Origin of the sequence: Enterobacter sp. RHBSTW-00318 (assembly GCF_014101375.1) — a bacterium.
Lineage (GTDB): Bacteria > Pseudomonadota > Gammaproteobacteria > Enterobacterales > Enterobacteriaceae > Enterobacter > Enterobacter ludwigii.
In genome coordinates, this window is record NZ_JABXQH010000001.1 from 2,609,415 (window position 1) to 2,631,435 (window position 22,021).

Annotated in this window: 17 protein-coding genes and 4 tRNA genes; 4 read left to right on the plus strand and 17 right to left on the minus strand. The window is 52.7% G+C overall.

Features of this window, described 5'->3' with window-relative positions:
• The first annotated feature begins 178 nt into the window (after positions 1-178).
• The 3 genes from HV157_RS12980 (at position 179) to HV157_RS12990 (ending at position 2,527) form a co-directional block, all read left to right on the plus strand.
• Positions 179-1,720, plus strand: coding sequence for a sensor domain-containing diguanylate cyclase (locus HV157_RS12980; protein ID WP_182268109.1), 1,542 nt, complete (start codon positions 179-181; stop codon positions 1,718-1,720).
• A gap of 180 nt (positions 1,721-1,900) precedes the next feature.
• Positions 1,901-2,206, plus strand: coding sequence for a PTS sugar transporter subunit IIB (locus HV157_RS12985; RefSeq protein ID WP_014068453.1), 306 nt, complete (start codon positions 1,901-1,903; stop codon positions 2,204-2,206).
• A gap of 3 nt (positions 2,207-2,209) precedes the next feature.
• Positions 2,210-2,527: a PTS lactose/cellobiose transporter subunit IIA gene (locus tag HV157_RS12990; protein ID WP_014168157.1), complete on the plus strand. Its 318-nt coding sequence runs from the start codon at positions 2,210-2,212 to the stop codon at positions 2,525-2,527.
• 58 nt (positions 2,528-2,585) lie between these two features.
• On the opposite strand, the gene rpoC is transcribed toward HV157_RS12990, so the two are convergent.
• The 13 genes from rpoC to HV157_RS13055 form a co-directional block, all read right to left on the minus strand.
• Positions 2,586-6,809: a DNA-directed RNA polymerase subunit beta' gene (gene rpoC / locus HV157_RS12995; protein WP_014168156.1), complete on the minus strand. Its 4,224-nt coding sequence runs from the start codon at positions 6,807-6,809 to the stop codon at positions 2,586-2,588.
• Positions 6,810-6,885: 76 nt separating this feature from the next.
• Positions 6,886-10,914 carry a DNA-directed RNA polymerase subunit beta gene (rpoB, locus tag HV157_RS13000; RefSeq protein ID WP_020882980.1) on the minus strand — a complete coding sequence of 1,343 codons (4,029 nt, stop codon included), beginning with the start codon at positions 10,912-10,914 and terminating at the stop codon, positions 6,886-6,888.
• Between the two features lie 319 nt (positions 10,915-11,233).
• Positions 11,234-11,599 carry a 50S ribosomal protein L7/L12 gene (rplL, locus tag HV157_RS13005; RefSeq protein WP_014168154.1) on the minus strand — a complete coding sequence of 122 codons (366 nt, stop codon included), beginning with the start codon at positions 11,597-11,599 and terminating at the stop codon, positions 11,234-11,236.
• A gap of 66 nt (positions 11,600-11,665) precedes the next feature.
• A complete protein-coding gene (gene rplJ, locus HV157_RS13010; protein WP_004097644.1) occupies positions 11,666-12,163 on the minus strand; it encodes a 50S ribosomal protein L10 in 498 nt (165 codons plus the stop codon).
• Between the two features lie 291 nt (positions 12,164-12,454).
• A complete protein-coding gene (gene rplA / locus HV157_RS13015; RefSeq protein WP_006810530.1) occupies positions 12,455-13,159 on the minus strand; it encodes a 50S ribosomal protein L1 in 705 nt (234 codons plus the stop codon).
• Positions 13,160-13,162: 3 nt separating this feature from the next.
• Positions 13,163-13,591 (minus strand): 50S ribosomal protein L11, encoded by a 429-nt coding sequence (gene rplK, locus HV157_RS13020; RefSeq protein ID WP_008808007.1) that lies wholly within the window; start codon positions 13,589-13,591, stop codon positions 13,163-13,165.
• A gap of 155 nt (positions 13,592-13,746) precedes the next feature.
• Positions 13,747-14,292, minus strand: a complete 546-nt coding sequence (nusG, locus tag HV157_RS13025) for a transcription termination/antitermination protein NusG (RefSeq protein WP_003862341.1) — start codon at positions 14,290-14,292, stop codon at positions 13,747-13,749.
• A 1-nt stretch (position 14,293) separates the two neighbouring features.
• On the minus strand, positions 14,294-14,677 hold the full coding sequence (gene secE, locus HV157_RS13030; protein WP_003862342.1) for a preprotein translocase subunit SecE: 384 nt from the start codon (positions 14,675-14,677) through the stop codon (positions 14,294-14,296).
• Between the two features lie 229 nt (positions 14,678-14,906).
• Positions 14,907-16,091, minus strand: a complete 1,185-nt coding sequence (gene tuf / locus HV157_RS13035) for an elongation factor Tu (protein ID WP_014830236.1) — start codon at positions 16,089-16,091, stop codon at positions 14,907-14,909.
• Between the two features lie 118 nt (positions 16,092-16,209).
• Positions 16,210-16,285 (minus strand) — tRNA-Thr (locus HV157_RS13040).
• Positions 16,286-16,291: 6 nt separating this feature from the next.
• A tRNA-Gly gene (locus tag HV157_RS13045) sits at positions 16,292-16,366 on the minus strand.
• Positions 16,367-16,482: 116 nt separating this feature from the next.
• Positions 16,483-16,567: transfer RNA gene (locus tag HV157_RS13050), tRNA-Tyr, on the minus strand.
• 8 nt (positions 16,568-16,575) lie between these two features.
• Positions 16,576-16,651, minus strand: a tRNA-Thr gene (locus HV157_RS13055).
• A gap of 315 nt (positions 16,652-16,966) precedes the next feature.
• Between HV157_RS13055 and coaA the strand changes: the two genes are divergently transcribed.
• Positions 16,967-17,917: a type I pantothenate kinase gene (gene coaA / locus HV157_RS13060; protein ID WP_025206418.1), complete on the plus strand. Its 951-nt coding sequence runs from the start codon at positions 16,967-16,969 to the stop codon at positions 17,915-17,917.
• Positions 17,918-17,967: 50 nt separating this feature from the next.
• Here coaA and dppF read toward each other — a convergent pair whose 3' ends face one another.
• The 4 genes from dppF to dppB are packed head-to-tail and all read right to left on the minus strand — an operon-like array spanning position 17,968 to position 21,903.
• A complete protein-coding gene (gene dppF, locus HV157_RS13065; RefSeq protein ID WP_151712454.1) occupies positions 17,968-18,981 on the minus strand; it encodes a dipeptide ABC transporter ATP-binding subunit DppF in 1,014 nt (337 codons plus the stop codon).
• Entirely contained in the window at positions 18,978-19,961 is a 984-nt protein-coding gene (gene dppD / locus HV157_RS13070; RefSeq protein ID WP_014168148.1) for a dipeptide ABC transporter ATP-binding protein, read from the minus strand. The genes dppF and dppD overlap by 4 nt, the downstream gene beginning before the upstream one ends.
• Before the next feature lie 10 nt (positions 19,962-19,971).
• Positions 19,972-20,874, minus strand: a complete 903-nt coding sequence (gene dppC, locus HV157_RS13075) for a dipeptide ABC transporter permease DppC (RefSeq protein WP_014168147.1) — start codon at positions 20,872-20,874, stop codon at positions 19,972-19,974.
• Positions 20,875-20,883: 9 nt separating this feature from the next.
• Complete coding sequence (gene dppB / locus HV157_RS13080) at positions 20,884-21,903, minus strand: dipeptide ABC transporter permease DppB (RefSeq protein WP_020882632.1); 1,020 nt, start codon at positions 21,901-21,903, stop codon at positions 20,884-20,886.
• Between the last annotated feature and the right edge of the window lie 118 nt (positions 21,904-22,021).

Below are 22,021 nucleotides of genomic sequence, written 5' to 3' on the forward strand. Positions count from 1 at the left end.
GACTTATCGTGCACACTGAATTTCTGATTTTATGAGTAATTTCTTAGCCATTCTTAAGATAAATCATCTCGTCTGAAATCGTGTTCCGTATAATTCACAGCTAACCGCAGGACTGCGACTATGCTGAGAGGATATCGGCAGACGAAAAGCATTCACCCTCAGGAATGATGTACAACTCATGGCACTTCACAGCAAAAAACTCTCTTTTACCCGGCCAATAATGGCCAGCTTCGCGGGGATACTGTGCAGTTTTGCACTGATCGCTGTCGTGGTTACGCTTTCGCAACGAAAGGATTTTCTTGAGGATTATCATAAAATTAATGGTAATTTCACGCATAATCTGGCGGTTAACTATACCGAATCAATGTTGCGTGAAAACGACTATATTCTTGGTCGTTCTGCGATGTACTTTTCCCGCAACGAAATACTGAATGAGACGCTGAACATCAACCCGACGCAAGGGTTGCAGATGTTGATGCATTTGCAAAACCTGATGCCGACCGTGTCATCCATCTCGCTGGCCGACACGGAAGGGCATTATTTGCACGTTCCAGAAGCGCCTCCCACGGAAAAGAGTAAAAACGCCGATCCGCGGACTCGCCCGTGGTTTGTCGCCTACGCGGAAGCCAGTATTTTCAGCCATTATACCCACCCTTATATGGACTACTTTACCGGGCATCCAACGGTCACGCTTTATAAGCCATTGATTTCAACAGAAGGCAGACTCAAGGGAACCCTGGCCTTTCATCTTGATTTGGCGTCGATGGGGTATACCCTTCGACAGATGGTGGCCCCTGTACAAGGGGAATTCTTCGTCGTCGAGCGCGACGGAACCGTGGTGCTTCATCCTGACACGGGCGCGCTGTTCAAAAAATACGTGAGCGAAGCGCTGATGGACAAAATGACCAGCGGCGAGGGGCATTTATACGACCGGAAAAGTAAAACCTGGTATTACTACTACTCCTTCACTAACCCGGATTGGTTTGTCATCTACCGGGTCTCTGGCGCGACCCTGACGGATATAACCCGCCACGAAACCACTATCGTTGGCTGGGGATTTGCACTGGCGGCGATTATTATCATTCTCTTCGGTTTGTACCTTCGCCATGCCTCGCGTACCGTGCTGATGCATATTATCAACGCCATCAAAACTGGCGACGTCAGCCAGGCACCGCGTCTGGAAGCGATGCTGAGTCATACCATCCAGTCGAATAAAGAGCGTGAGATGGCATATGTCCGCCAGGCAACCCACGATGCGCTAACAGGCTGCAAAAACCGCCGCGCGTTCGATACCGATGTGGAAGAGTTAATGGCGGCTCAACAGCCTTTCGCACTGGCGCTGGTGGACATCGATAACTTCAAATCAATCAACGATACCTGGGGCCACCTTAGCGGCGATATTGTCCTGCGTAACGTGGCGCGTGAAGGGATCCAGATCATGCAACCGCACCACATCTCGGTGTACCGGTACGGTGGAGAAGAGTTTGCGGTGGTCTTCCAGGCTGCGCAAATTGCTGATGCAATCTCGTTGCTGGAAGCGTGGCGTACCACCATTGAAAAACGCGTCTGGCGGGAAGAAAACCTGCAGGTCACGTTCAGTGCAGGCCTGGGGGAATGGCATTTCGAACCGCTGGAGCAATTTGTCGGGAGCGTGGATAACGCACTTTACAGCGCAAAACAACAGGGTAAAAACCGCATCCTTCAGACCTCCATCCGTTAATTTCTTCCCTCCCACGCTGTCCGTTTCGACGGGCAGCGTGCGCTTTCATGCAAAATTGTAACCGGTTTCAGAAAATCACCCATTTCTTTGTGATGCCTGACACACAATCGCGGTAAAGCGGTTGTTGAAGCGGTCTGCACGGGATAATTATCAATAAACACATGTAGATCGAGGCTGATTATGAAGAACATCGTTTTATGCTGTGCAGCGGGAATGTCAACCAGCATGCTGGTTCAACGTATGAAAGACGCCGCGCAGAAAAAAGGGGTTGAAGTCACCATTAAGGCCGTTCCGGTTGCGGAGTTTAAAGATAATATCGCGACGGCTGACATCGTATTGCTGGGGCCACAGGTTAAATACGAGCAGGCTAAACTTCAGGCGCAGGCCGATCCGCTGGGTAAAAAGGTCGCGGTGATCGACATGATGGATTACGGCATGATGAAAGGTGATGTCGTCCTGGAAAAAGCGCTTAAATTACTGGAGTGACCCGTGGAAGATTTAGAAACAACGATCATGGAACTGCTGGTCAACGCGGGAGCAGCGCGCAGTGCTGCCCTTACGGCGTTGCAAATGGCCCGTAAAGGCGACTTTGACGAAGCCGAAAAGGCGATGGAAGAGTCGCGTGAATACGTGAAACATGCCCACACCATCCAGACGCAGCTGATTGGTCTTGATGAAGGGACCGGAAAGCTGCCGGTTAACCTGATCACCGTCCACTCTCAGGATCACCTGATGAACGCGATGGTCATTCAGGACCTGGCGGGCGATATGATTGAGCTGTATCGTCGGCTACCGCTGATAAACTGAAAATATGCAGACATAAAAAAACCCGCCGAAGCGGGTTTTTTATTTGCTGAATCAACGATTACTCGTTGTCAGAACCACCCAGACCTGCGTTCAGCAGCTCTGCCAGGCTCGCGGATGCATCTTCAGCAGTTACCTGCGGTGCAGCTGGCAGTTCGCCTGCAGCACGACGACGCATACGATCCTGATGGTACGCATAACCGGTACCAGCCGGGATCAGACGACCCACGATAACGTTCTCTTTCAGACCGCGCAGTTCATCACGCTTACCTGCTACAGCGGCTTCGGTCAGGACACGCGTGGTCTCCTGGAACGATGCTGCAGAGATGAAGGACTCGGTTGCCAGAGACGCTTTGGTGATACCCAGCAGATCGCGCGAGAAGGTCGCAGCGATTTTGCCGTTCGCTTCCAGATCGCGGTTAGCGATCTTGACGCGTGAGTATTCAACCTGCTCGCCTTCCAGGAACTCAGAGCTGCCCGCGCTATCGATGGTTGCTTTACGCAGCATCTGACGAACGATAACTTCAATGTGTTTATCGTTAATCTTAACGCCCTGCAGACGGTATACGTCCTGTACTTCGTTTACGATGTAACGAGTAACAGCATGCACACCACGCAGACGCAGGATGTCGTGCGGCGCTTCTGGACCGTCGGAAACCACGTCACCACGTTCTACACGTTCACCTTCGAACACGTTGAGCTGACGCCACTTAGGAATCATCTCTTCGTACGGCTCGCTGCCATCTACTGGGGTGATAACCAGACGGCGTTTACCTTTGGTCTCTTTACCGAAGGAGATGATACCGCTGATTTCAGCCAGGATTGCAGGCTCTTTCGGACGACGTGCTTCGAACAGATCCGCAACGCGTGGCAGACCACCGGTGATGTCCTTGGTACCGCCGGATTCCTGAGGAATACGCGCCAGGGTGTCACCAGAACTGATCTGTACGCCATCTTCCAGCTGTACAATCGCTTTACCCGGCAGGAAGTACTGCGCAGGCATATCGGTACCAGGGATCAGAACGTCGTTACCCTGAGCATCAACGATTTTCAGTGCAGGACGCAGATCTTTACCACCGGCAGTACGCTCAGCAGAGTCCAGAACGACCAGAGAAGACAGACCGGTCAGCTCGTCGGTCTGACGAGTAATGGTCTGGCCGTCGATCATGTCAGTGAAGCGGATGAAACCACTTACTTCGGTGATAACCGGCATGGTGTGTGGATCCCAGTTTGCAACGGTTTCACCGCCGGCAACCTGCTCGCCATCACCTTTCGCCATAACAGCACCGTAAGGCACTTTATAGCTCTCTTTGGTACGACCGAATTCGTCGATCAGCTTCAGCTCGGTGTTACGAGAGGTCACAACCAGCTTGCCTGCGGAGTTAACAACAGACTTCGCGTTGCTGAGCTTGATGCTACCTTTGTTTTTCACCTGGATGCTGGATTCAGCAGCCGCACGAGATGCCGCACCACCGATGTGGAACGTACGCATCGTCAGCTGTGTACCCGGTTCACCGATGGACTGTGCCGCGATAACACCGATTGCTTCACCTTTGTTGATGATGTGGCCACGCGCCAGGTCACGACCATAGCAGTGCGCACATACACCGAAATCGGTGTCACAAGATACAACGGAACGAACTTTCACAGAGTCAACAGAGTTCGCTTCCAGCAGGTCACACCACTGTTCGTGCAGCAGCGTGTTGCGTGGAACCAGAATGTCTGCGGTACCCGGCTTCAGAATGTCTTCCGCGGTTACACGACCCAGTACGCGATCGCGCAGCGGCTCTTTAACATCACCACCCTCGATAACCGGGGTCATGGTGATACCTTCGAGGGTGCCACAATCGTCTTCGGTCACAACCAGATCCTGCGCAACGTCAACCAGACGACGCGTCAGATAACCGGAGTTCGCAGTTTTCAGTGCGGTATCCGCCAGACCTTTACGCGCACCGTGAGTAGAGATGAAGTACTGGAGTACGTTCAGACCTTCACGGAAGTTCGCGGTGATTGGCGTTTCGATGATGGAGCCATCTGGCTTCGCCATCAGACCACGCATACCTGCCAGCTGACGAATCTGTGCTGCAGAACCACGCGCACCGGAGTCGGCCATCATGTAAATGCTGTTGAAGGAAACCTGCTGCTCTTCTACACCGTCACGGTTAATCACGGTTTCGGTTTGCAGGTTATCCATCATCGCTTTGGATACACGATCGTTCGCCGCAGCCCAGATATCGATAACTTTGTTATAGCGTTCGCCCGCGGTAACGAGACCAGACTGGAACTGCTCCTGGATCTCAGCAACTTCGGCTTCCGCTTCAGAGATGATCTCGTGTTTCTTCTCTGGGATAACCATGTCATCGATACCAACAGATGCACCTGAACGCGCTGCATATGCAAAGCCGGTGTACATTGTCTGGTCAGCGAAGATAACCGTCGGCTTCAGACCCAGAATGCGGTAACAGGTGTTCAGCATTTTGGAGATCGCTTTCTTACCCAGCGCCTGGTTGACGATGGAGAAAGGCAGACCTTTCGGTACGATCATCCACAGAATGGCACGGCCAACGGTCGTGTCTTTCAGGCTGGTTTTCGCAACGAATTCGCCGTTAGCATCTTTTTCATATTCAGTGATACGCACTTTGACACGCGCATGCAGAGAGGCCAGGCCAGCGCGATAGATACGCTCAGCTTCTTTAGGGCCAGTCAGCACCATGCCTTCGCCTTTGGCGTTAACACAGTCACGGGTCATGTAGTACAGACCCAATACAACGTCCTGAGAAGGAACGATGATTGGTTCACCGTTCGCTGGAGACAGGATGTTGTTAGTAGACATCATCAGCGCACGCGCTTCGAGCTGGGCTTCCAGCGTCAGCGGTACGTGAACAGCCATCTGGTCACCATCGAAGTCGGCGTTATATGCCGCACAAACCAGCGGGTGCAGCTGGATAGCTTTACCTTCGATCAGTACCGGTTCAAATGCCTGGATACCCAGACGGTGCAGTGTTGGTGCACGGTTCAGCAATACCGGGTGTTCGCGGATAACTTCGTCCAGGATATCCCAAACGACAGCTTCTTCACGCTCAACCATTTTCTTAGCGGCTTTGATGGTGGTGGCCAGGCCACGCAGTTCCAGCTTGCCGTAGATGAACGGTTTGAACAGCTCCAGTGCCATTTTCTTCGGCAGACCGCACTGATGCAGACGCAGGTATGGACCTACGGTGATAACAGAACGACCGGAGTAGTCAACACGCTTACCGAGCAGGTTCTGACGGAAACGACCCTGTTTACCTTTGATCATATCGGCCAAAGATTTCAGAGGACGTTTGTTAGAACCGGTGATCGCACGACCGCGACGACCGTTATCCAGCAGGGCATCTACCGCTTCCTGCAGCATACGTTTTTCGTTACGTACGATGATGTCCGGCGCAGCCAGATCCAGCAGACGTTTCAGACGGTTGTTACGGTTGATAACGCGACGATACAGATCGTTCAGATCCGACGTTGCGAAACGACCACCATCCAGCGGAACCAGCGGACGCAGATCTGGCGGCAGAACCGGCAGAACGGTCAGGATCATCCACTCTGGTTTGTTACCAGACTGAACGAACGCTTCCAGCAGTTTGATACGCTTGGTCAGCTTTTTACGCTTGGTTTCGGAGTTGGTTTCGTTCAGCTCTTCACGCAGCTGCTCGCACTCTTGCTCCAGGTCCATGCTCTTCAGCAGGGCCTGAATAGCTTCCGCACCCATCTTCGCGTCGAATTCATCACCGAACTCTTCCAGCGCGTCCAGATACTGTTCTTCGGTCAGAATCTGGTGGCGTTCCAGGTTCGTCATACCGCCTTCGATAACGACATAAGATTCGAAGTACAGAACACGTTCGATATCGCGCAGCGGCATATCCAGCAGCAGGCCGATACGGGACGGCAGAGATTTCAGGAACCAGATGTGCGCAGTTGGAGATGCCAGTTCGATGTGGCCCATGCGCTCACGGCGCACTTTGGTCTGGGTCACTTCAACGCCGCACTTCTCACAGATCACACCACGGTGTTTCAGGCGCTTGTACTTACCGCACAGGCACTCGTAGTCTTTTACTGGCCCGAAAATTCGTGCACAGAAAAGGCCGTCACGCTCAGGCTTGAACGTACGGTAGTTGATGGTTTCCGGCTTTTTAACTTCACCGAAAGACCATGAACGGATCATGTCTGGCGAAGCCAGAGCAATTTTGATCGCATCAAACTCTTCGGTTTTAGTCTGCGCTTTCAGAAACTTTAATAAATCTTTCACGGATTTGCTCCCGTCGGAGTTAGCACAATCTGGTGTCGGGGGTTAGCCCGACACCAGTGACCTGTTTGAGCGAGAATTACTCGTCTTCCAGTTCGATGTTGATACCCAGCGAACGAATCTCTTTCAACAGTACGTTGAAGGACTCTGGCATGCCTGGTTCCATCTGATGATTGCCGTCCACGATGTTTTTATACATCTTGGTACGACCGTTCACGTCATCAGACTTAACGGTGAGCATTTCCTGCAGGGTGTATGCTGCGCCGTATGCTTCCAGCGCCCACACTTCCATCTCCCCGAAGCGCTGACCACCGAACTGCGCCTTACCACCCAGCGGCTGCTGAGTAACCAGGCTGTAAGAACCGGTAGAACGAGCGTGCATCTTGTCGTCGACCAGGTGGTTCAGTTTCAGCATGTACATGTAACCTACGGTTACCGGACGCTCGAACTGTTCACCGGTACGGCCATCAAACAGCGTAATCTGACCAGACGTTGGCAGACCACCCAGTTGCAGCAGCTCTTTGATTTCAGCTTCTTTTGCACCGTCGAATACCGGCGTTGCAATCGGCATACCTTTGCGCAGGTTCTCTGCCAGACGCAGCACTTCTTCATCGCTGAAGGTGCTCAGGTCGACTTTCTGACGAACGTCGGTACCCAGATCGTAGGCACGCTGGATGAATTCGCGCAGTTTCGCGACTTCTTCCTGCTGTTTCAGCATGGCGTTGATCTTATCGCCGATACCTTTCGCAGCCATACCCAGGTGGGTTTCCAGAATCTGACCGATGTTCATACGAGACGGTACGCCCAGTGGGTTCAGTACGATATCTACCGGCGTACCGTTAGCATCGTGCGGCATATCTTCGATCGGGTTGATCTTAGAGATAACACCCTTGTTACCGTGACGACCTGCCATCTTATCACCAGGCTGGATCTGACGTTTAACAGCCAGATACACCTTAACAATCTTCAGCACGCCTGGTGCCAGATCGTCGCCCTGAGTGATTTTACGGCGTTTCGCTTCGAGTTTTTTCTCGAACTCGTGTTTCAGTTCGTCATACTGCTCAGCCAGCTGTTCCAGCTGATTTTGTTTCTCTTCGTCGGTCAGGCCCAGTTCCAGCCAGCGATCGCGTGGCAGTTTGTCGAGCTTCTCAGCTTCAACGCCACCGGCAACCAGCACCGCATAGATACGGCTGAACAGACCCGCTTCGAGGATCTGCAGTTCTTCAGACAGGTCTTTCTTAGCCTGTTTGAGCTGCATCTCTTCGATTTCCAGCGCACGCTTATCTTTTTCAACGCCGTCACGGGTGAAGACCTGAACATCGATAACTGTACCGGAAACACCGTTTGGTACGCGCAGAGAAGAGTCTTTAACGTCAGACGCTTTCTCACCGAAGATAGCACGCAGCAGTTTCTCTTCTGGCGTCAGCTGGGTTTCACCTTTCGGCGTTACCTTACCAACCAGAATGTCGCCGCCGGTCACTTCTGCACCGATGTAAACGATACCGGATTCATCCAGTTTGGAGAGCGCAGCTTCACCCACGTTAGGGATGTCAGCGGTGATCTCTTCTGGCCCCAGCTTGGTGTCACGGGACACACATGCCAGTTCCTGAATGTGGATGGTAGTGAAACGATCTTCCTGAACCACACGCTCGGAGACGAGGATGGAGTCTTCGAAGTTGTAACCGTTCCACGGCATGAACGCTACACGCATGTTCTGACCGAGCGCCAGTTCACCGAGGTCGGTGGACGGACCGTCTGCCAGCACGTCGCCGCGCTCAACGGGCTCACCCAGAGACACACAAGGCATCTGGTTGATACAGGTGTTCTGGTTAGAACGGGTGTATTTGGTCAGGTTATAAATGTCGATACCTGCTTCGCCCGGGTACATCTCGTCTTCGTTAACTTTGATAACGATACGGGAAGCATCCACGTACTGAACAGTACCGCCACGTTTAGCCACCGCAGTAACACCGGAGTCAACGGCAACAGCACGTTCCATACCGGTACCAACCAGCGGCTTATCAGCACGCAGAGTTGGAACGGCCTGACGTTGCATGTTCGCACCCATCAATGCACGGTTGGCGTCATCGTGTTCCAGGAACGGGATCAGGGACGCACCGACGGATACCACCTGCTGGGTGGATACGTCCATGTAGTCAACCTGGTCGCGGCTGAACAAGCTGGATTCGCCTTTGCTACGGCAGGTAACCAGATCTTCTACAAAGTGGCCTTCGTCATCCAGGTTGGAGTTCGCCTGAGCGATAACGTAGTTGCCTTCTTCGATAGCAGACAGGTAGTGAATTTCGTCAGTTACAACACCGTCGGTCACTTTACGGTACGGCGTCTCAAGGAAACCGTATTCGTTAGTCTGTGCGTACACGGACAGGGAGTTGATCAGACCGATGTTTGGACCTTCAGGCGTTTCGATTGGACATACGCGACCGTAGTGAGTCGGGTGTACGTCTCGAACTTCGAAGCCTGCACGTTCACGGGTCAGACCGCCTGGGCCAAGTGCAGAGATACGACGTTTGTGCGTGATCTCAGACAGCGGGTTGTTCTGGTCCATGAACTGAGACAGCTGGCTGGAACCGAAGAACTCTTTCACTGCTGCAGAAATCGGCTTGGCGTTGATCATATCCTGAGGCATCAGGGTATCCAGATCGCCCAGAGACAGACGCTCTTTCACCGCACGCTCAACACGTACCAGGCCAACGCGGAACTGGTTTTCCGCCATTTCGCCTACGGAACGGATACGACGGTTGCCGAGGTGGTCGATATCGTCCACTTCGCCTTTGCCGTTACGGATATCGATGAGCTTCTTCATCACTTCGATGATGTCGTCTTTGCTCAGGATACCGGAACCTTCGATCTCATCACGCAGCAGAGAACGGTTGAACTTCATACGACCAACCGCGGACAGATCGTAGCGGTCTTCGGAGAAGAACAGGTTCTCGAACAGGCTTTCAGCCGCTTCGCGAGTTGGTGGTTCACCAGGGCGCATCATGCGGTAGATTTCTACCAGCGCGCTCAGACGATCGGTCGTTGGATCGACGCGGATAGTCTCAGAGATATAAGGACCGTGGTCCAGATCGTTGGTGAACAGCGTTTCGATGCGTTTGTGGCCAGACTGGCTCAGCTTAGCCAGCAGATCCAGGCTCAGCTCCATGTTCGCCGGGCAGATCAGCTCGCCAGTTGATTCATCAACGTAATCTTTCGCGGCTACTTTTCCAGCAATGTATTCAACCGGAACTTCGATGAGTTTGATATCATCTTTTTCCAGCTGACGGATGTGGCGCGCGGTAATACGGCGGCCTTTTTCCACATACACTTTGCCGTCGGCTTCGATGTCGAACGACGCGGTCTCACCACGCAGACGCTCTGGCACCAGCTCCATCTGCAACTTGTTGTCGCGGATTTCAAAGATTACTTTCTCAAAGAACAGGTCCAGGATCTGTTCAGTGGTGTATTGCAGCGCACGCAGAATGATGGTCGCAGGCAGTTTACGACGACGGTCGATACGGACAAACAGGTTGTCTTTAGGATCGAACTCGAAGTCCAGCCAGGAACCACGGTAAGGAATGATACGCGCGTTATACAGTACTTTACCGGATGAGTGTGTTTTACCTTTATCGCTGTCGAAGAAGACACCCGGGCTACGATGCAGCTGGGAAACGATAACACGCTCAGTACCGTTGATGACGAAAGTACCGTTGTCTGTCATGAGTGGAATTTCACCCATGTAGACTTCTTGTTCTTTAATGTCTTTTACGGTGCCTTCTGGCGCTTCGCGCTCATAGATCACCAGACGCAGTTTTACGCGCAGCGGTGCGGAATAGGTCACGCCACGGATCTGACATTCCTGAACGTCAAACACCGGTTCGCCAAGGCGGTAGCTGACGTACTGCAGCTCGGAGTTACCGCTGTAGCTCTGAATCGGGAACACGGAACGGAAGGCTGCTTCCAGGCCGTACTGCCCTTCAGGATCTTGCTCGATAAACTTCTGGAACGAGTCAAGCTGGATAGAAAGGAGATATGGAATGTCCAGAACTTGTGGACGTTTACCAAAATCCTTACGAATACGTTTTTTCTCGGTATAGGAGTAAACCATAGGGTTCCTCAGCTCGCTGACAAGTCGACCCATCTGTCCGACGAAGGGACAGTTTGTGCAACACCATTTTGTGGACCGGAAAATTGAATACTTTCCGCAATACCTGTTGCTATCACGCTTAAATCATTTCGTCGCGATTTACACAGAGCGCGCACCCTGTCGCAATATATTAAGTCGTCGATAGAAACATGCATTGTCAGGACAACCAGTAGTCAAACAGTGTGAAATGCTACTGATGCCTTACAGCGCAAAAAGGCTGGTGACTAAAAAGTCACCAGCCATCAGCCTAATGACTTAGGCTGCAACCAGAAAAGTTGGCTTATTTAACTTCAACTTCAGCGCCAGCTTCTTCCAGAGATTTTTTCAGTGCTTCTGCGTCGTCTTTGCTCACGCCTTCTTTCAGCGCAGCTGGAGCAGCTTCTACCAGGTCTTTAGCTTCTTTCAGACCCAGGCCAGTTGCGCCACGTACTGCTTTGATAACAGCAACTTTGTTAGCGCCAGCAGCTTTCAGAATTACGTCGAATTCAGTTTTTTCTTCAGCAGCTTCAACCGGGCCAGCAGCTACAGCTACAGCAGCAGCAGCGGAAACACCGAATTTTTCTTCCATTGCAGAGATCAGTTCTACAACGTCCATTACGGACATAGCTGCAACTGCTTCAATGATTTGATCTTTAGTGATAGACATTTAAATTGTTCCTGAAAATCAGAATAAGTTTATACGTAAGCAAATGCTTTATAAAGATAACTGCGATTAAGCAGCTTCTTTCGCATCGCGAACAGCAGCCAGAGTGCGAACCAGTTTGCCAGCCGAAGCTTCTTTCATGGTTGCCATCAGGCGTGCAATTGCTTCTTCGTAGGTCGGCAGGGTTGCCAGGCGATCGATTTGCGATGCCGGGATCAACTCACCTTCAAAGGCTGCAGCTTTGACCTCAAATTTTGCATTCGCTTTCGCGAACTCTTTGAACAGACGAGCAGCAGCGCCCGGGTGTTCCATAGAGTATGCAATAAGGGTCGGACCAACAAACGTGTCTTTCAGGCACTCGAAAGGAGTACCTTCAACTACGCGACGCAGCAGGGTGTTACGAACAACACGCATGTATACGCCAGCTTCACGACCTGCTTTACGCAGTTCAGTCATTTTGTCTACAGTAACGCCACGGGAATCCGCAACTACTGCAGACAGCGCGCCTTTGGCTACTTCGCTGACTTCAGCAACAATCGCTTGTTTGTCTTGAAGATTTAAAGCCATTAGCTTTGCTCCTGGATGTTTGCCGGAACTCATGTTCCGGAACTCACTTCACTCTCCCCAACGGAAAGAGCGTCTTAATACGGTGAGCAGAAACAAGCCAGAGTATCCAAAAATAATCTTAGCGTTCTGTCACCGTCTACGCAGGGCATTAAGTTTCTTGCGAAACACCTGCGGTCTTCGACGGAGGCCTGGATTAGGCCAGGCTCCAACGAACAAATCTTTTAGCCGCTAACTTTTGTTAGCAAACGTGGGGGTAAGATTGTAGACAAAATCACCGCCCACGTAAAGGCATTAGTTTGCAGCAGCGCTCAGGCCAGCCTGGTCAACTGCAACACCTGCACCCATGGTGGTGGAGATGCTAACTTTCTTGATGTACACGCCTTTCGCCTGAGTTGGTTTTGCTTTTTTCAGCGCAACCAGCAGAGCTTCCAGGTTTTCTTTCAGTTTGTCAGCGTCAAAGTCCACTTTACCGATGGTGGTGTGGATGATGCCGTTTTTGTCGTTACGATAACGAACCTGACCTGCTTTAGCGTTCTTAACAGCTTCAGCAACGTTAGGGGTTACAGTACCCACTTTCGGGTTTGGCATCAGGCCGCGTGGACCCAGAACCTGGCCCAGCTGGCCAACAACGCGCATTGCATCTGGAGAAGCAATAACAACGTCAAAGTTCATTTCGCCTTTCTTGATCTGGTCAGCCAGATCTTCCATACCTACCAGTTCAGCGCCGGCAGCTTTAGCCGCTTCAGCGTTTGCACCCTGAGCAAATACAGCTACGCGTACGGAACGGCCAGTACCGTGTGGCAGTACAGTTGCACCACGAACGTTCTGATCAGATTTACGAGCATCGATGCCCAGGTTAACAGCAACGTCAACGCTTTCAACGAACTTAGCGGTAGCCAGTTCTTTCAGCAGAGCGATAGCTTCGTTGATGTCGTACTGTTTGGTCGCATCAACTTTGTCACGGATCACGGACATGCGCTTGGTCAGTTTAGCCATTTCTTAGTCCTCCACTACCAGGCCCATGGAACGTGCAGTACCTTCGATTGAGCGAGTCATCGCTTCAATGTCGGCACCAGTCATGTCGGCAGCTTTGGTCTGCGCGATTTCCTGCAGCTGAGCGCGGGAAATTTTACCCACTTTGTCTTTGTTCGGTTTACCGGAACCAGACTTGATACCCGCCGCTTTCTTCAGCAGAACTGCTGCTGGAGGGGTTTTGGTAACGAAAGTGAAAGAACGGTCAGCGTATACAGTGATAACAACTGGGATTGGCAGACCTTTTTCCATGGATTCGGTTTTGGCGTTGAACGCTTTACAGAATTCCATGATGTTCACACCCTGCTGACCCAGAGCTGGACCAACTGGTGGACTTGGGTTCGCCATACCTGCTGCAACCTGCAGCTTGACGTAGGCTTGTACTTTCTTAGCCATTCTAAAATCCTCTGGTTGGGTGATAACGCCTCAAGGAGGCTCCCCGTGAATAAAATCGTTTTACAGGCCGCAGCCCATAAAAACAAAAGGCGCGAAATTGTATTCCAATCTCGCGCCTTGTGCAACGATTAAATCGTCGCTTTTTTGATCGCTGCTTAGGCTTTTTCTACCTGGGCAAAGTCCAGTTCTACTGGGGTCGCACGACCGAAGATAGAAACGGACACTTTCAGGCGGGACTTTTCGTAGTCCACTTCTTCAACCACGCCATTAAAGTCAGCAAACGGACCGTCATTAACACGAACCATTTCACCCGGTTCAAACAGCGTTTTCGGACGCGGCTTATCACCCACCTGCTGCAGGCGGTTCATAATCGCATCAACTTCTTTGTCGCTGATTGGTGCCGGACGGTCAGACGTGCCGCCGATAAAGCCCATCACGCGCGGTACGCTGCGCACCAGGTGCCAGCTCGCGTCGTTCATAACCATCTGAACCAGCACGTAACCCGGGAAGAATTTACGCTCGCTTTTGCGACGTTGGCCGCCACGGATCTCGACCACTTCTTCGGTCGGAACCATAACTTCGCCAAATAACTCTTCCATGTTGTGTAATTTGATATGCTCACGCAGCGACGTTGCTACGCGGCCTTCAAAACCGGAAAACGCCTGAACGACGTACCAGCGCTTTTTAGGGGCTTCAGACATCTCAGAACCTCAGGCCAGTGATAAAGGATACCAGGCGAACCAGAATACCATCCAGTCCCCACAGGATCAGTGACATTACAGCGGTAACCGCCGCTACGATCAGCGTGGTGTGCAATGTTTCCTGGCGAGTCGGCCAAATTACCTTGCGGACTTCGGTACGCGCTTCGCGAGCAAAAGCGACAGTCGCTTTGCCTTTTGTCGTCAACAGCGCGACACCACCCGCTGCAGCAATCAGAATTACCACTGCAAGCGCGCGTAGCGGCAGCATCATGTCACGATAAAGGTAGTTGCCGACAATCGCTACAATCAGCAGCACGGCTACGACTACCCATTTCATCGCTTCCAGGCCGCGCCCGCTCCCTTGAGCTTCGGTATTCGCACTCATAAACCAACCTGTCAGAAGTATTCTACAAACATTTTCACCCCGCGATTGCGAGGCAAACCAAATCGAAATGCTAATTCGCTTTTCGGATTATACGCTCTCTGCAGAGCCTGTCTCAGCAATGATTATGACAAATTTAATCACTGATGAGCCAGGTTCTGATCTGAAAGCGTGCAAAAAGGGCATCAAATGATGCCCTTTTATTGCGCATTGCGTCAAATGTTATCAGCAATTAGCCGAGAACTTTAGCAACCACGCCCGCGCCAACGGTACGGCCACCTTCACGGATTGCGAAACGCAGACCGTCGTCCATCGCGATTGGGTGGATCAGCGTCACAACCATCTTGATGTTGTCGCCTGGCATTACCATCTCAACACCTTCTGGCAGTTCGATGGTACCGGTCACGTCAGTTGTACGGAAGTAGAACTGTGGACGGTAGCCTTTGAAGAACGGAGTATGACGGCCGCCTTCGTCTTTGGACAGGATATACACTTCAGATTCGAACTTGGTGTGTGGCTTGATTGAGCCTGGCTTAGCCAGTACCTGACCACGTTCGATTTCTTCACGTTTGATACCACGCAGCAGAACACCTACGTTCTCACCAGCACGGCCTTCGTCCAGCAGTTTGCGGAACATTTCAACGCCAGTACAGGTAGACTTAGCAGTCTCTTTGATACCAACGATTTCAACTTCTTCGCCAACTTTGATGATACCGCGCTCAACACGACCGGTAACAACGGTACCACGACCGGAGATGGAGAATACGTCTTCGATTGGCAGCAGGAACGGCTTATCAATCGCACGCTCTGGTTCTGGGATGTAAGAATCCAGGAAGCCAGCCAGTTCGATGATTTTCGCTTCCCACTCAGCGTCGCCTTCCAGCGCTTTCAGCGCGGAACCACGAACGATTGGGGTGTCGTCGCCTGGGAAATCGTACTGAGACAGCAGTTCACGAACTTCCATCTCTACCAGTTCCAGCAGCTCTTCGTCATCAACCATGTCACATTTGTTCAGGAACACGATGATGTAAGGAACGCCTACCTGACGACCCAGCAGGATGTGCTCACGAGTCTGAGGCATTGGGCCGTCAGTCGCAGCAACAACCAGGATCGCGCCGTCCATCTGCGCAGCACCGGTGATCATGTTTTTAACATAGTCGGCGTGGCCTGGGCAGTCTACGTGTGCGTAGTGGCGAGTCGGGGTGTCGTACTCAACGTGAGAGGTGTTGATGGTGATACCACGAGCTTTTTCTTCTGGCGCGTTATCGATCTGGTCGAATGCACGAGCAGAACCACCGTAGGTTTTAGCCAGAACGGTAGTGATTGCAGCGGTCAGCGTTGTTTTACCATGGTCAACGTGGCCGATAGTACCGACGTTAACGTGCGGTTTTGTACGTTCAAACTTTTCTTTAGACATCGATTGTCCCTCTAAGACACGGATAAATCGGTGATATCACCACATCAACCAGGCGAAATGCCTGAATTGTTGAATACAGTAAAATTGAAACAGAGAGAAACGGGAAGGAGAAGTGAAGTGGTGCTGATACCCAGAGTCGAACTGGGGACCTCACCCTTACCAAGGGTGCGCTCTACCAACTGAGCCATATCAGCACGTATTGGAGCGGGCAGCGGGAATCGAACCCGCATCATCAGCTTGGAAGGCTGAGGTAATAGCCATTATACGATGCCCGCATCCTGAAACTCGGCTACCCAGTTCTTTCTGTAACAAAAAAAGAGATTTCTCTCTTTTTAGGTTCGAGCTGATTCAATTTTCAAACCAGCTCCGGCGGCTTAACGCTGCCAGAAAGTGGTGGTGGGGGAAGGATTCGAACCTTCGAAGTCTGTGACGGCAGATTTACAGTCTGCTCCCTTTGGCCGCTCGGGAACCCCACCGGACTTGATGGTGCCGACTACCGGAATCGAACTGGTGACCTACTGATTACAAGTCAGTTGCTCTACCTACTGAGCTAAGTCGGCATCAAGTAGCGCGCATTCTATGGAGACATGCGCAGTCATGCAACTAAAAAATTGCATAAAACGTTCTTTCGCTCACATTTTATTCGAAACCAGGGTTAACCGCTGTAAATTCATCCACTCAAGGTCAAAAATTCAACATCTACGCCCGATTTACACCACTTATACCGTATCGTGATGACTCCCGCGTAAAGCATCGCTTCCCCATATTTTTTCTTATTATTCCTGTCATCTGGTGTTAACCTCCTGCCCATTGTCCAAAATTAACTATGTTGAGCCCGGACGCGCTGTGTTGTGCTGGCTCACTGAAGCATGCTTATGAGCAAAAAAGAGCAAACGTTAATGACACCTTATCTTCAGTTTAACCGTAGCCAGTGGGCTGCACTGCGTGACTCCGTCCCGATGACGCTGACGGAAGGCGAAATCGCACGGTTAAAGGGGATAAACGAAGATCTGTCGCTGGAAGAAGTGGCAGAAATCTATTTACCACTCTCGCGCTTGCTTAACTTCTATATCAGCTCCAACCTGCGCCGTCAGGCGGTGCTGGAGCAGTTCCTCGGGACGAACGGCCAACGCATTCCTTATATCATCAGCATTGCAGGCAGCGTGGCCGTCGGTAAAAGCACCACCGCACGCGTATTGCAGGCGTTACTGAGCCGCTGGCCAGAGCACCGCAGCGTGGAGCTCATCACCACTGACGGTTTCCTGCACCCGAATGAGGTGTTAAAGGAACGCGGGCTTATGAAGAAGAAGGGCTTCCCGCTCTCTTATGATATGCACCGTCTGGTGAAGTTTGTCTCTGACCTGAAATCGGGCGCGCCTAACGTGACGGCTCCGGTCTATTCGCACCTGATCTACGATCGCATCCCGGGTGGAGACAAAACGGTGGTTCAGCCGGATATCCTGATCCTCGAAGGGTTAAACGTCCTGCAAAGCGGGATGGATTATCCTCACGATCCCCATCATGTGTTTGTCTCTGACTTCGTCGATTTCTCTATTTATGTCGATGCGCCGGAAGACCTGCTGCAGAACTGGTATATCAACCGCTTCCTGAAGTTCCGTGAAGGGGCGTTCACCGATCCTGACTCCTATTTCCACCACTACGCCCAGCTTTCTGAAGAAGAAGCCATTAATGTGGCGAGAGGGCTGTGGAATGAGATCAACTACGTGAACCTGAAAGAGAACATCCTGCCCACCCGTGAGCGCGCCAGTCTGATCCTCACCAAGAGTGAGAAACACGCTGTCGACCAGATCCGTCTGCGCAAGTAATCACGCAGACATAAAAAAACCGGCTTAGCGCCGGTTTTTTTATTGATGGATTACGCCACCGGCTTTTCGCCATTCTCATCCTGATCGACCGCGAAGCAGGCAACCAGCTGACCGCCATAATCCTTGAGCTGTGGCTGCAACTGGGTGCACGGGCCAAAACGGCGACTGCAGCGGGCGTTGAATGCACAGCCTGGAGGCGGATTCAGCGGGCTGGGCAATTCACCCGTCAGCTTGATACGCTCACGACGATCGTCAGGGTTCAGACGCGGGGTCGCAGACAGCAGCGCCTGGGTGTACGGGTGACGAGGATGAGTAAAGATCTGCTCTTTTGTCCCCTTCTCCACGCAGCGCCCCAGATACATCACCATAACTTCGTCGGCAATGTGCTCCACAACCGACAGGTCGTGCGAAATAAACACGTACGACAGCCCCATGTCCTGCTGCAGATCCATCATCAGGTTCAACACCTGCGCACGCACAGAAACGTCGAGGGCAGATACCGGCTCATCGGCGATGACCACGTCAGGGTCGAGCATCAAACCACGCGCAATCGCGATACGCTGGCGCTGGCCGCCAGAGAACATATGCGGATAACGATCGTAATGCTCGGTCTTCAGGCCCACTTTCGCCATCATCGCCAGCGCTTTTTCACGACGCTGCTCTTTGTTCAGATTGCTGTTAATCAGCAGGGGCTCTTCCAGAATCTGTCCCACTTTTTTACGCGGATTCAACGATCCGTACGGGTTCTGGAACACAATCTGGATTTTCTGACGGCGCAGTTTCTGCGCCTGCGGATCGTGCTTGAGCAGGTCCTGTCCCTGATAATAGAGCTCACCGCCGGTGGGGACTTCAATCATCGTCAGCAAACGACCCAGTGTCGATTTGCCACAGCCTGACTCACCGACCACCGCCAGCGTTTTGCCGCGTTCAAGGGTAAAGGATACGCCATCCAGCGCTTTCACCAGGCGTTCAGGCGCAAACAGCCCCTTCTTCACCGGATAGTATTTTTTCAGGTCGATAGCCTGCAACAGCGGTTGTTGCGTGGTGGCCTGTTGCGTACTCATAGTGTTGGCCTCCCGGCATCATCGAGTGGGTAGTGGCATTTCGACTGACGACCGTCAGCAAGCAGGTTGAGCTCTGGCTCTTCTGCACGACATTTGTCTGTAGCATACGGACAACGCGGATTAAGCAGGCAGCCCTGCGGTCGGTCATATTTACCCGGTACGACGCCCGGAAGTGATGCCAGGCGCGCTTTGTCCTGGGCAAACTCCGGCAGCGCACGCAAAAGCGCCTGCGTATACGGGTGACGCGGCGCGCGGAAAATATCGTGCGAATGTCCAGTCTCGACCACCTGACCTGCATACATCACGATAATTTTGTGCGCCGCTTCGGCCACCAGCGCCAGGTCATGCGTAATCAGCACCAGCGCCATGTTCTCTTTCTGCTGCAGTTCCAGCAGCAGCTCGATGATCTGCGCCTGGATAGTCACGTCCAGCGCCGTTGTCGGTTCATCCGCAATCAGCAGTTTTGGCCGACAGGCAATCGCCATGGCGATCATCACCCGCTGGCTCATCCCACCGGAGAGCTGGTGCGGGTAAACGTCCAGACGCGATGCCGGGTCAGGGATACCGACCTGATTCAGCAGATCGATCGCACGCTGACGCCGGGTCTTCTTATTCCCGCCCTGGTGCACTTTGATGGCTTCCATAATCTGGAATCCCACGGTGTAACAAGGGTTCAGGCTGGTCATCGGGTCCTGGAAGATCATCGCCACTTCCGCACCGACCAGCTGGCGGCGCTGCTTTTCGGAGATACGCTGCAGGTCCTGACCGTTAAACTCCAGACTTTCGGCCATCACACGGCCGGGATAATCAATCAGCCCCATGATGGCCAGTGAACTGACCGACTTACCAGAACCCGACTCACCCACAATACCGACCACTTCGCCCTGATTTACGCTGTAGCTGATGCGGTCCACGGCGCGAAACGGAGTGCCTTCGTCACCGAAGTGCACCGATAATTTATCTACATTTAATAACGCCATCTCGTGCCTCTTACTGCTTCAGTTTGGGATCAAGTGCATCACGCAGGCCATCACCCATCAGGTTAAATGCCAGCACCGTCAGCAGGATTGCCAGACCCGGGAAGGTCACAACCCACCAGGCGCTTTGGGCGAACTGCAACACATCGGAGAGCATGGTGCCCCACTCCGGTGTTGGTGGCTGCGCACCCATGCCCAGGAAGCCAAGAGCGGCCATATCAAGAATGGCGTTAGAGAAACCGAGCGACGCCTGAACAATCAGCGGCGCCAGGCAGTTCGGGAAGATGTTGACGAACATTTGACGCATCGCGCCAGCACCCGCCACGCGGGAGGCCGTTACGTAGTCGCGGTTTACTTCCACCAGCACCGCCGCACGCGTGAGTCGCACATAGTGGGGAAGCGCCACGAAGGTTAATGCCAGCGCGGCGTTACTGATCGACGGACCAAAAATCGCCACCAGTACCAGCGCCAACAGCAAGCTGGGCAGCGCCAGCATGATATCGACGATACGCATGATGATGTTATCGATAATGCCGCCGAAGTAGCCGGCAACCAGACCGAGTACGATCCCCATAACCAGCGACAACACGACCACCAGGCAGCCGACCAGCAGCGACAGACGCGCACCGTACATCAGACGCGACAGCACATCGCGGCCCACGTCATCGGTACCCAGCAGGTGCGACAGGCTACCGCCATCCTGCCATGCTGGCGGTGCCAGCAACGCATCACGGAACTGATCCGCCGGGTTATACGGTGCAAGTACGTTGGCAAACACCGCAATCAGGATCATGACAGAGACATAAACCAGCCCCACAACCGCGCCTTTGTTGCGCTTGAAGTAGTGCCAGAATTCCTGCAGCGGCGTCATGGGAACCGGTGCAGTAACCACTTTATTTTCAGAAACGTGTGACATGATGGCCCCTTACTTCTTATGACGAATACGCGGGTTCACCACGCCGTAGAGCAAATCGACCAGCAGGTTGACGAGAATAATCATCGTCGCGACCAGCAATACCCCGCCCTGCACTACCGGATAATCACGGCGTTGCAGTGCGTCAATCAGCCAGCGTCCGAGGCCCGGCCAGGAGAAGATGGTTTCGGTCAGGATCGCCCCCGCCAGCAACGTCCCCACCTGCAGACCAATAACGGTCACCACCGGCAGCATGGCGTTACGCAGGGCGTGAACGATAATGACGCGCATACGCGTCAGACCTTTGGCGCGTGCGGTGCGAATGTAATCCTCACCCAACACTTCCAGCATTGAAGAACGGGTCATACGCACGATTACCGCCAGAGGAATGGTGCCGAGCACCATCGCAGGCAGGATCATATGTGCCACCGCATCAATGAAGTTACCCTCTTCGCCCCAGATAGCCGTATCGATCAGCATGAAACCGGTCAGAGGATTCGTATCATCCAGGAAGACCATATCGCTGACGCGTCCGGAGACCGGCGTCAGGTTTAGCTGCACCGAGACCAGCATGATCAGCATCATGCCCCACCAGAAGATAGGCATGGAGTAACCCGTCAGCGCCAGGCCAACAGCCGTATGGTCGAAAATAGAGCCACGTTTCACGGCAGCCAGGACCCCAACAGGGATACCCACCGCAGTGGCGAAAATCATGGCACAGACACCAAGCTCCAGTGTCGCTTTAAAACGCGGCACGAACTCGTCCCACACCGGAAGACGGCTTTTCAGCGAAATCCCTAAATCACCGTGCAACACGCCCCAGATATAGTTGAGGTATTGCTGCCACAGTGGTTTGTTCAGGCCAAGCTCAGCCAGCAGCTGTGCATGGCGTTCAGGTGAAATACCACGCTCGCCCGCCATAATCATTACCGGGTCGCCGGGGATCATATGGACGAAGGCAAAAGTGAGAAGGGTGATACCGATAAACGTGGGGATAACAAGTCCCAGACGTCGGAGGATGAACTGCAACATAACCCGGATTCTCTCTGATGACGTACAACCAGTTGGCGTGACGTCTGTATTGCTCACAAATGTAAATTCCCTCTCTCTTCAGGAGAGGATTAGGGTGAGGGAATGCATGCACGCCCTC

Coding starts and splice junctions, on each gene's coding strand:
- HV157_RS12980 (WP_182268109.1), top strand. CDS start 179: ATGGCACTTCACAGCAAAAAACTCTCTTTTACCCGGCCAATAATGGCC.
- HV157_RS12985 (WP_014068453.1), top strand. CDS start 1,901: ATGAAGAACATCGTTTTATGCTGTGCAGCGGGAATGTCAACCAGCATG.
- rpoB (WP_020882980.1), bottom strand. CDS start 10,914: ATGGTTTACTCCTATACCGAGAAAAAACGTATTCGTAAGGATTTTGGT.
- rplL (WP_014168154.1), bottom strand. CDS start 11,599: ATGTCTATCACTAAAGATCAAATCATTGAAGCAGTTGCAGCTATGTCC.
- rplJ (WP_004097644.1), bottom strand. CDS start 12,163: ATGGCTTTAAATCTTCAAGACAAACAAGCGATTGTTGCTGAAGTCAGC.
- rplA (WP_006810530.1), bottom strand. CDS start 13,159: ATGGCTAAACTGACCAAGCGCATGTCCGTGATCCGTGACAAAGTTGAT.
- rplK (WP_008808007.1), bottom strand. CDS start 13,591: ATGGCTAAGAAAGTACAAGCCTACGTCAAGCTGCAGGTTGCAGCAGGT.
- nusG (WP_003862341.1), bottom strand. CDS start 14,292: ATGTCTGAAGCCCCTAAAAAGCGCTGGTACGTCGTTCAGGCGTTTTCC.
- secE (WP_003862342.1), bottom strand. CDS start 14,677: ATGAGTGCGAATACCGAAGCTCAAGGGAGCGGGCGCGGCCTGGAAGCG.
- tuf (WP_014830236.1), bottom strand. CDS start 16,091: ATGTCTAAAGAAAAGTTTGAACGTACAAAACCGCACGTTAACGTCGGT.
- coaA (WP_025206418.1), top strand. CDS start 16,967: ATGAGCAAAAAAGAGCAAACGTTAATGACACCTTATCTTCAGTTTAAC.
- dppF (WP_151712454.1), bottom strand. CDS start 18,981: ATGAGTACGCAACAGGCCACCACGCAACAACCGCTGTTGCAGGCTATC.
- dppD (WP_014168148.1), bottom strand. CDS start 19,961: ATGGCGTTATTAAATGTAGATAAATTATCGGTGCACTTCGGTGACGAA.
- dppC (WP_014168147.1), bottom strand. CDS start 20,874: ATGTCACACGTTTCTGAAAATAAAGTGGTTACTGCACCGGTTCCCATG.
- dppB (WP_020882632.1), bottom strand. CDS start 21,903: ATGTTGCAGTTCATCCTCCGACGTCTGGGACTTGTTATCCCCACGTTT.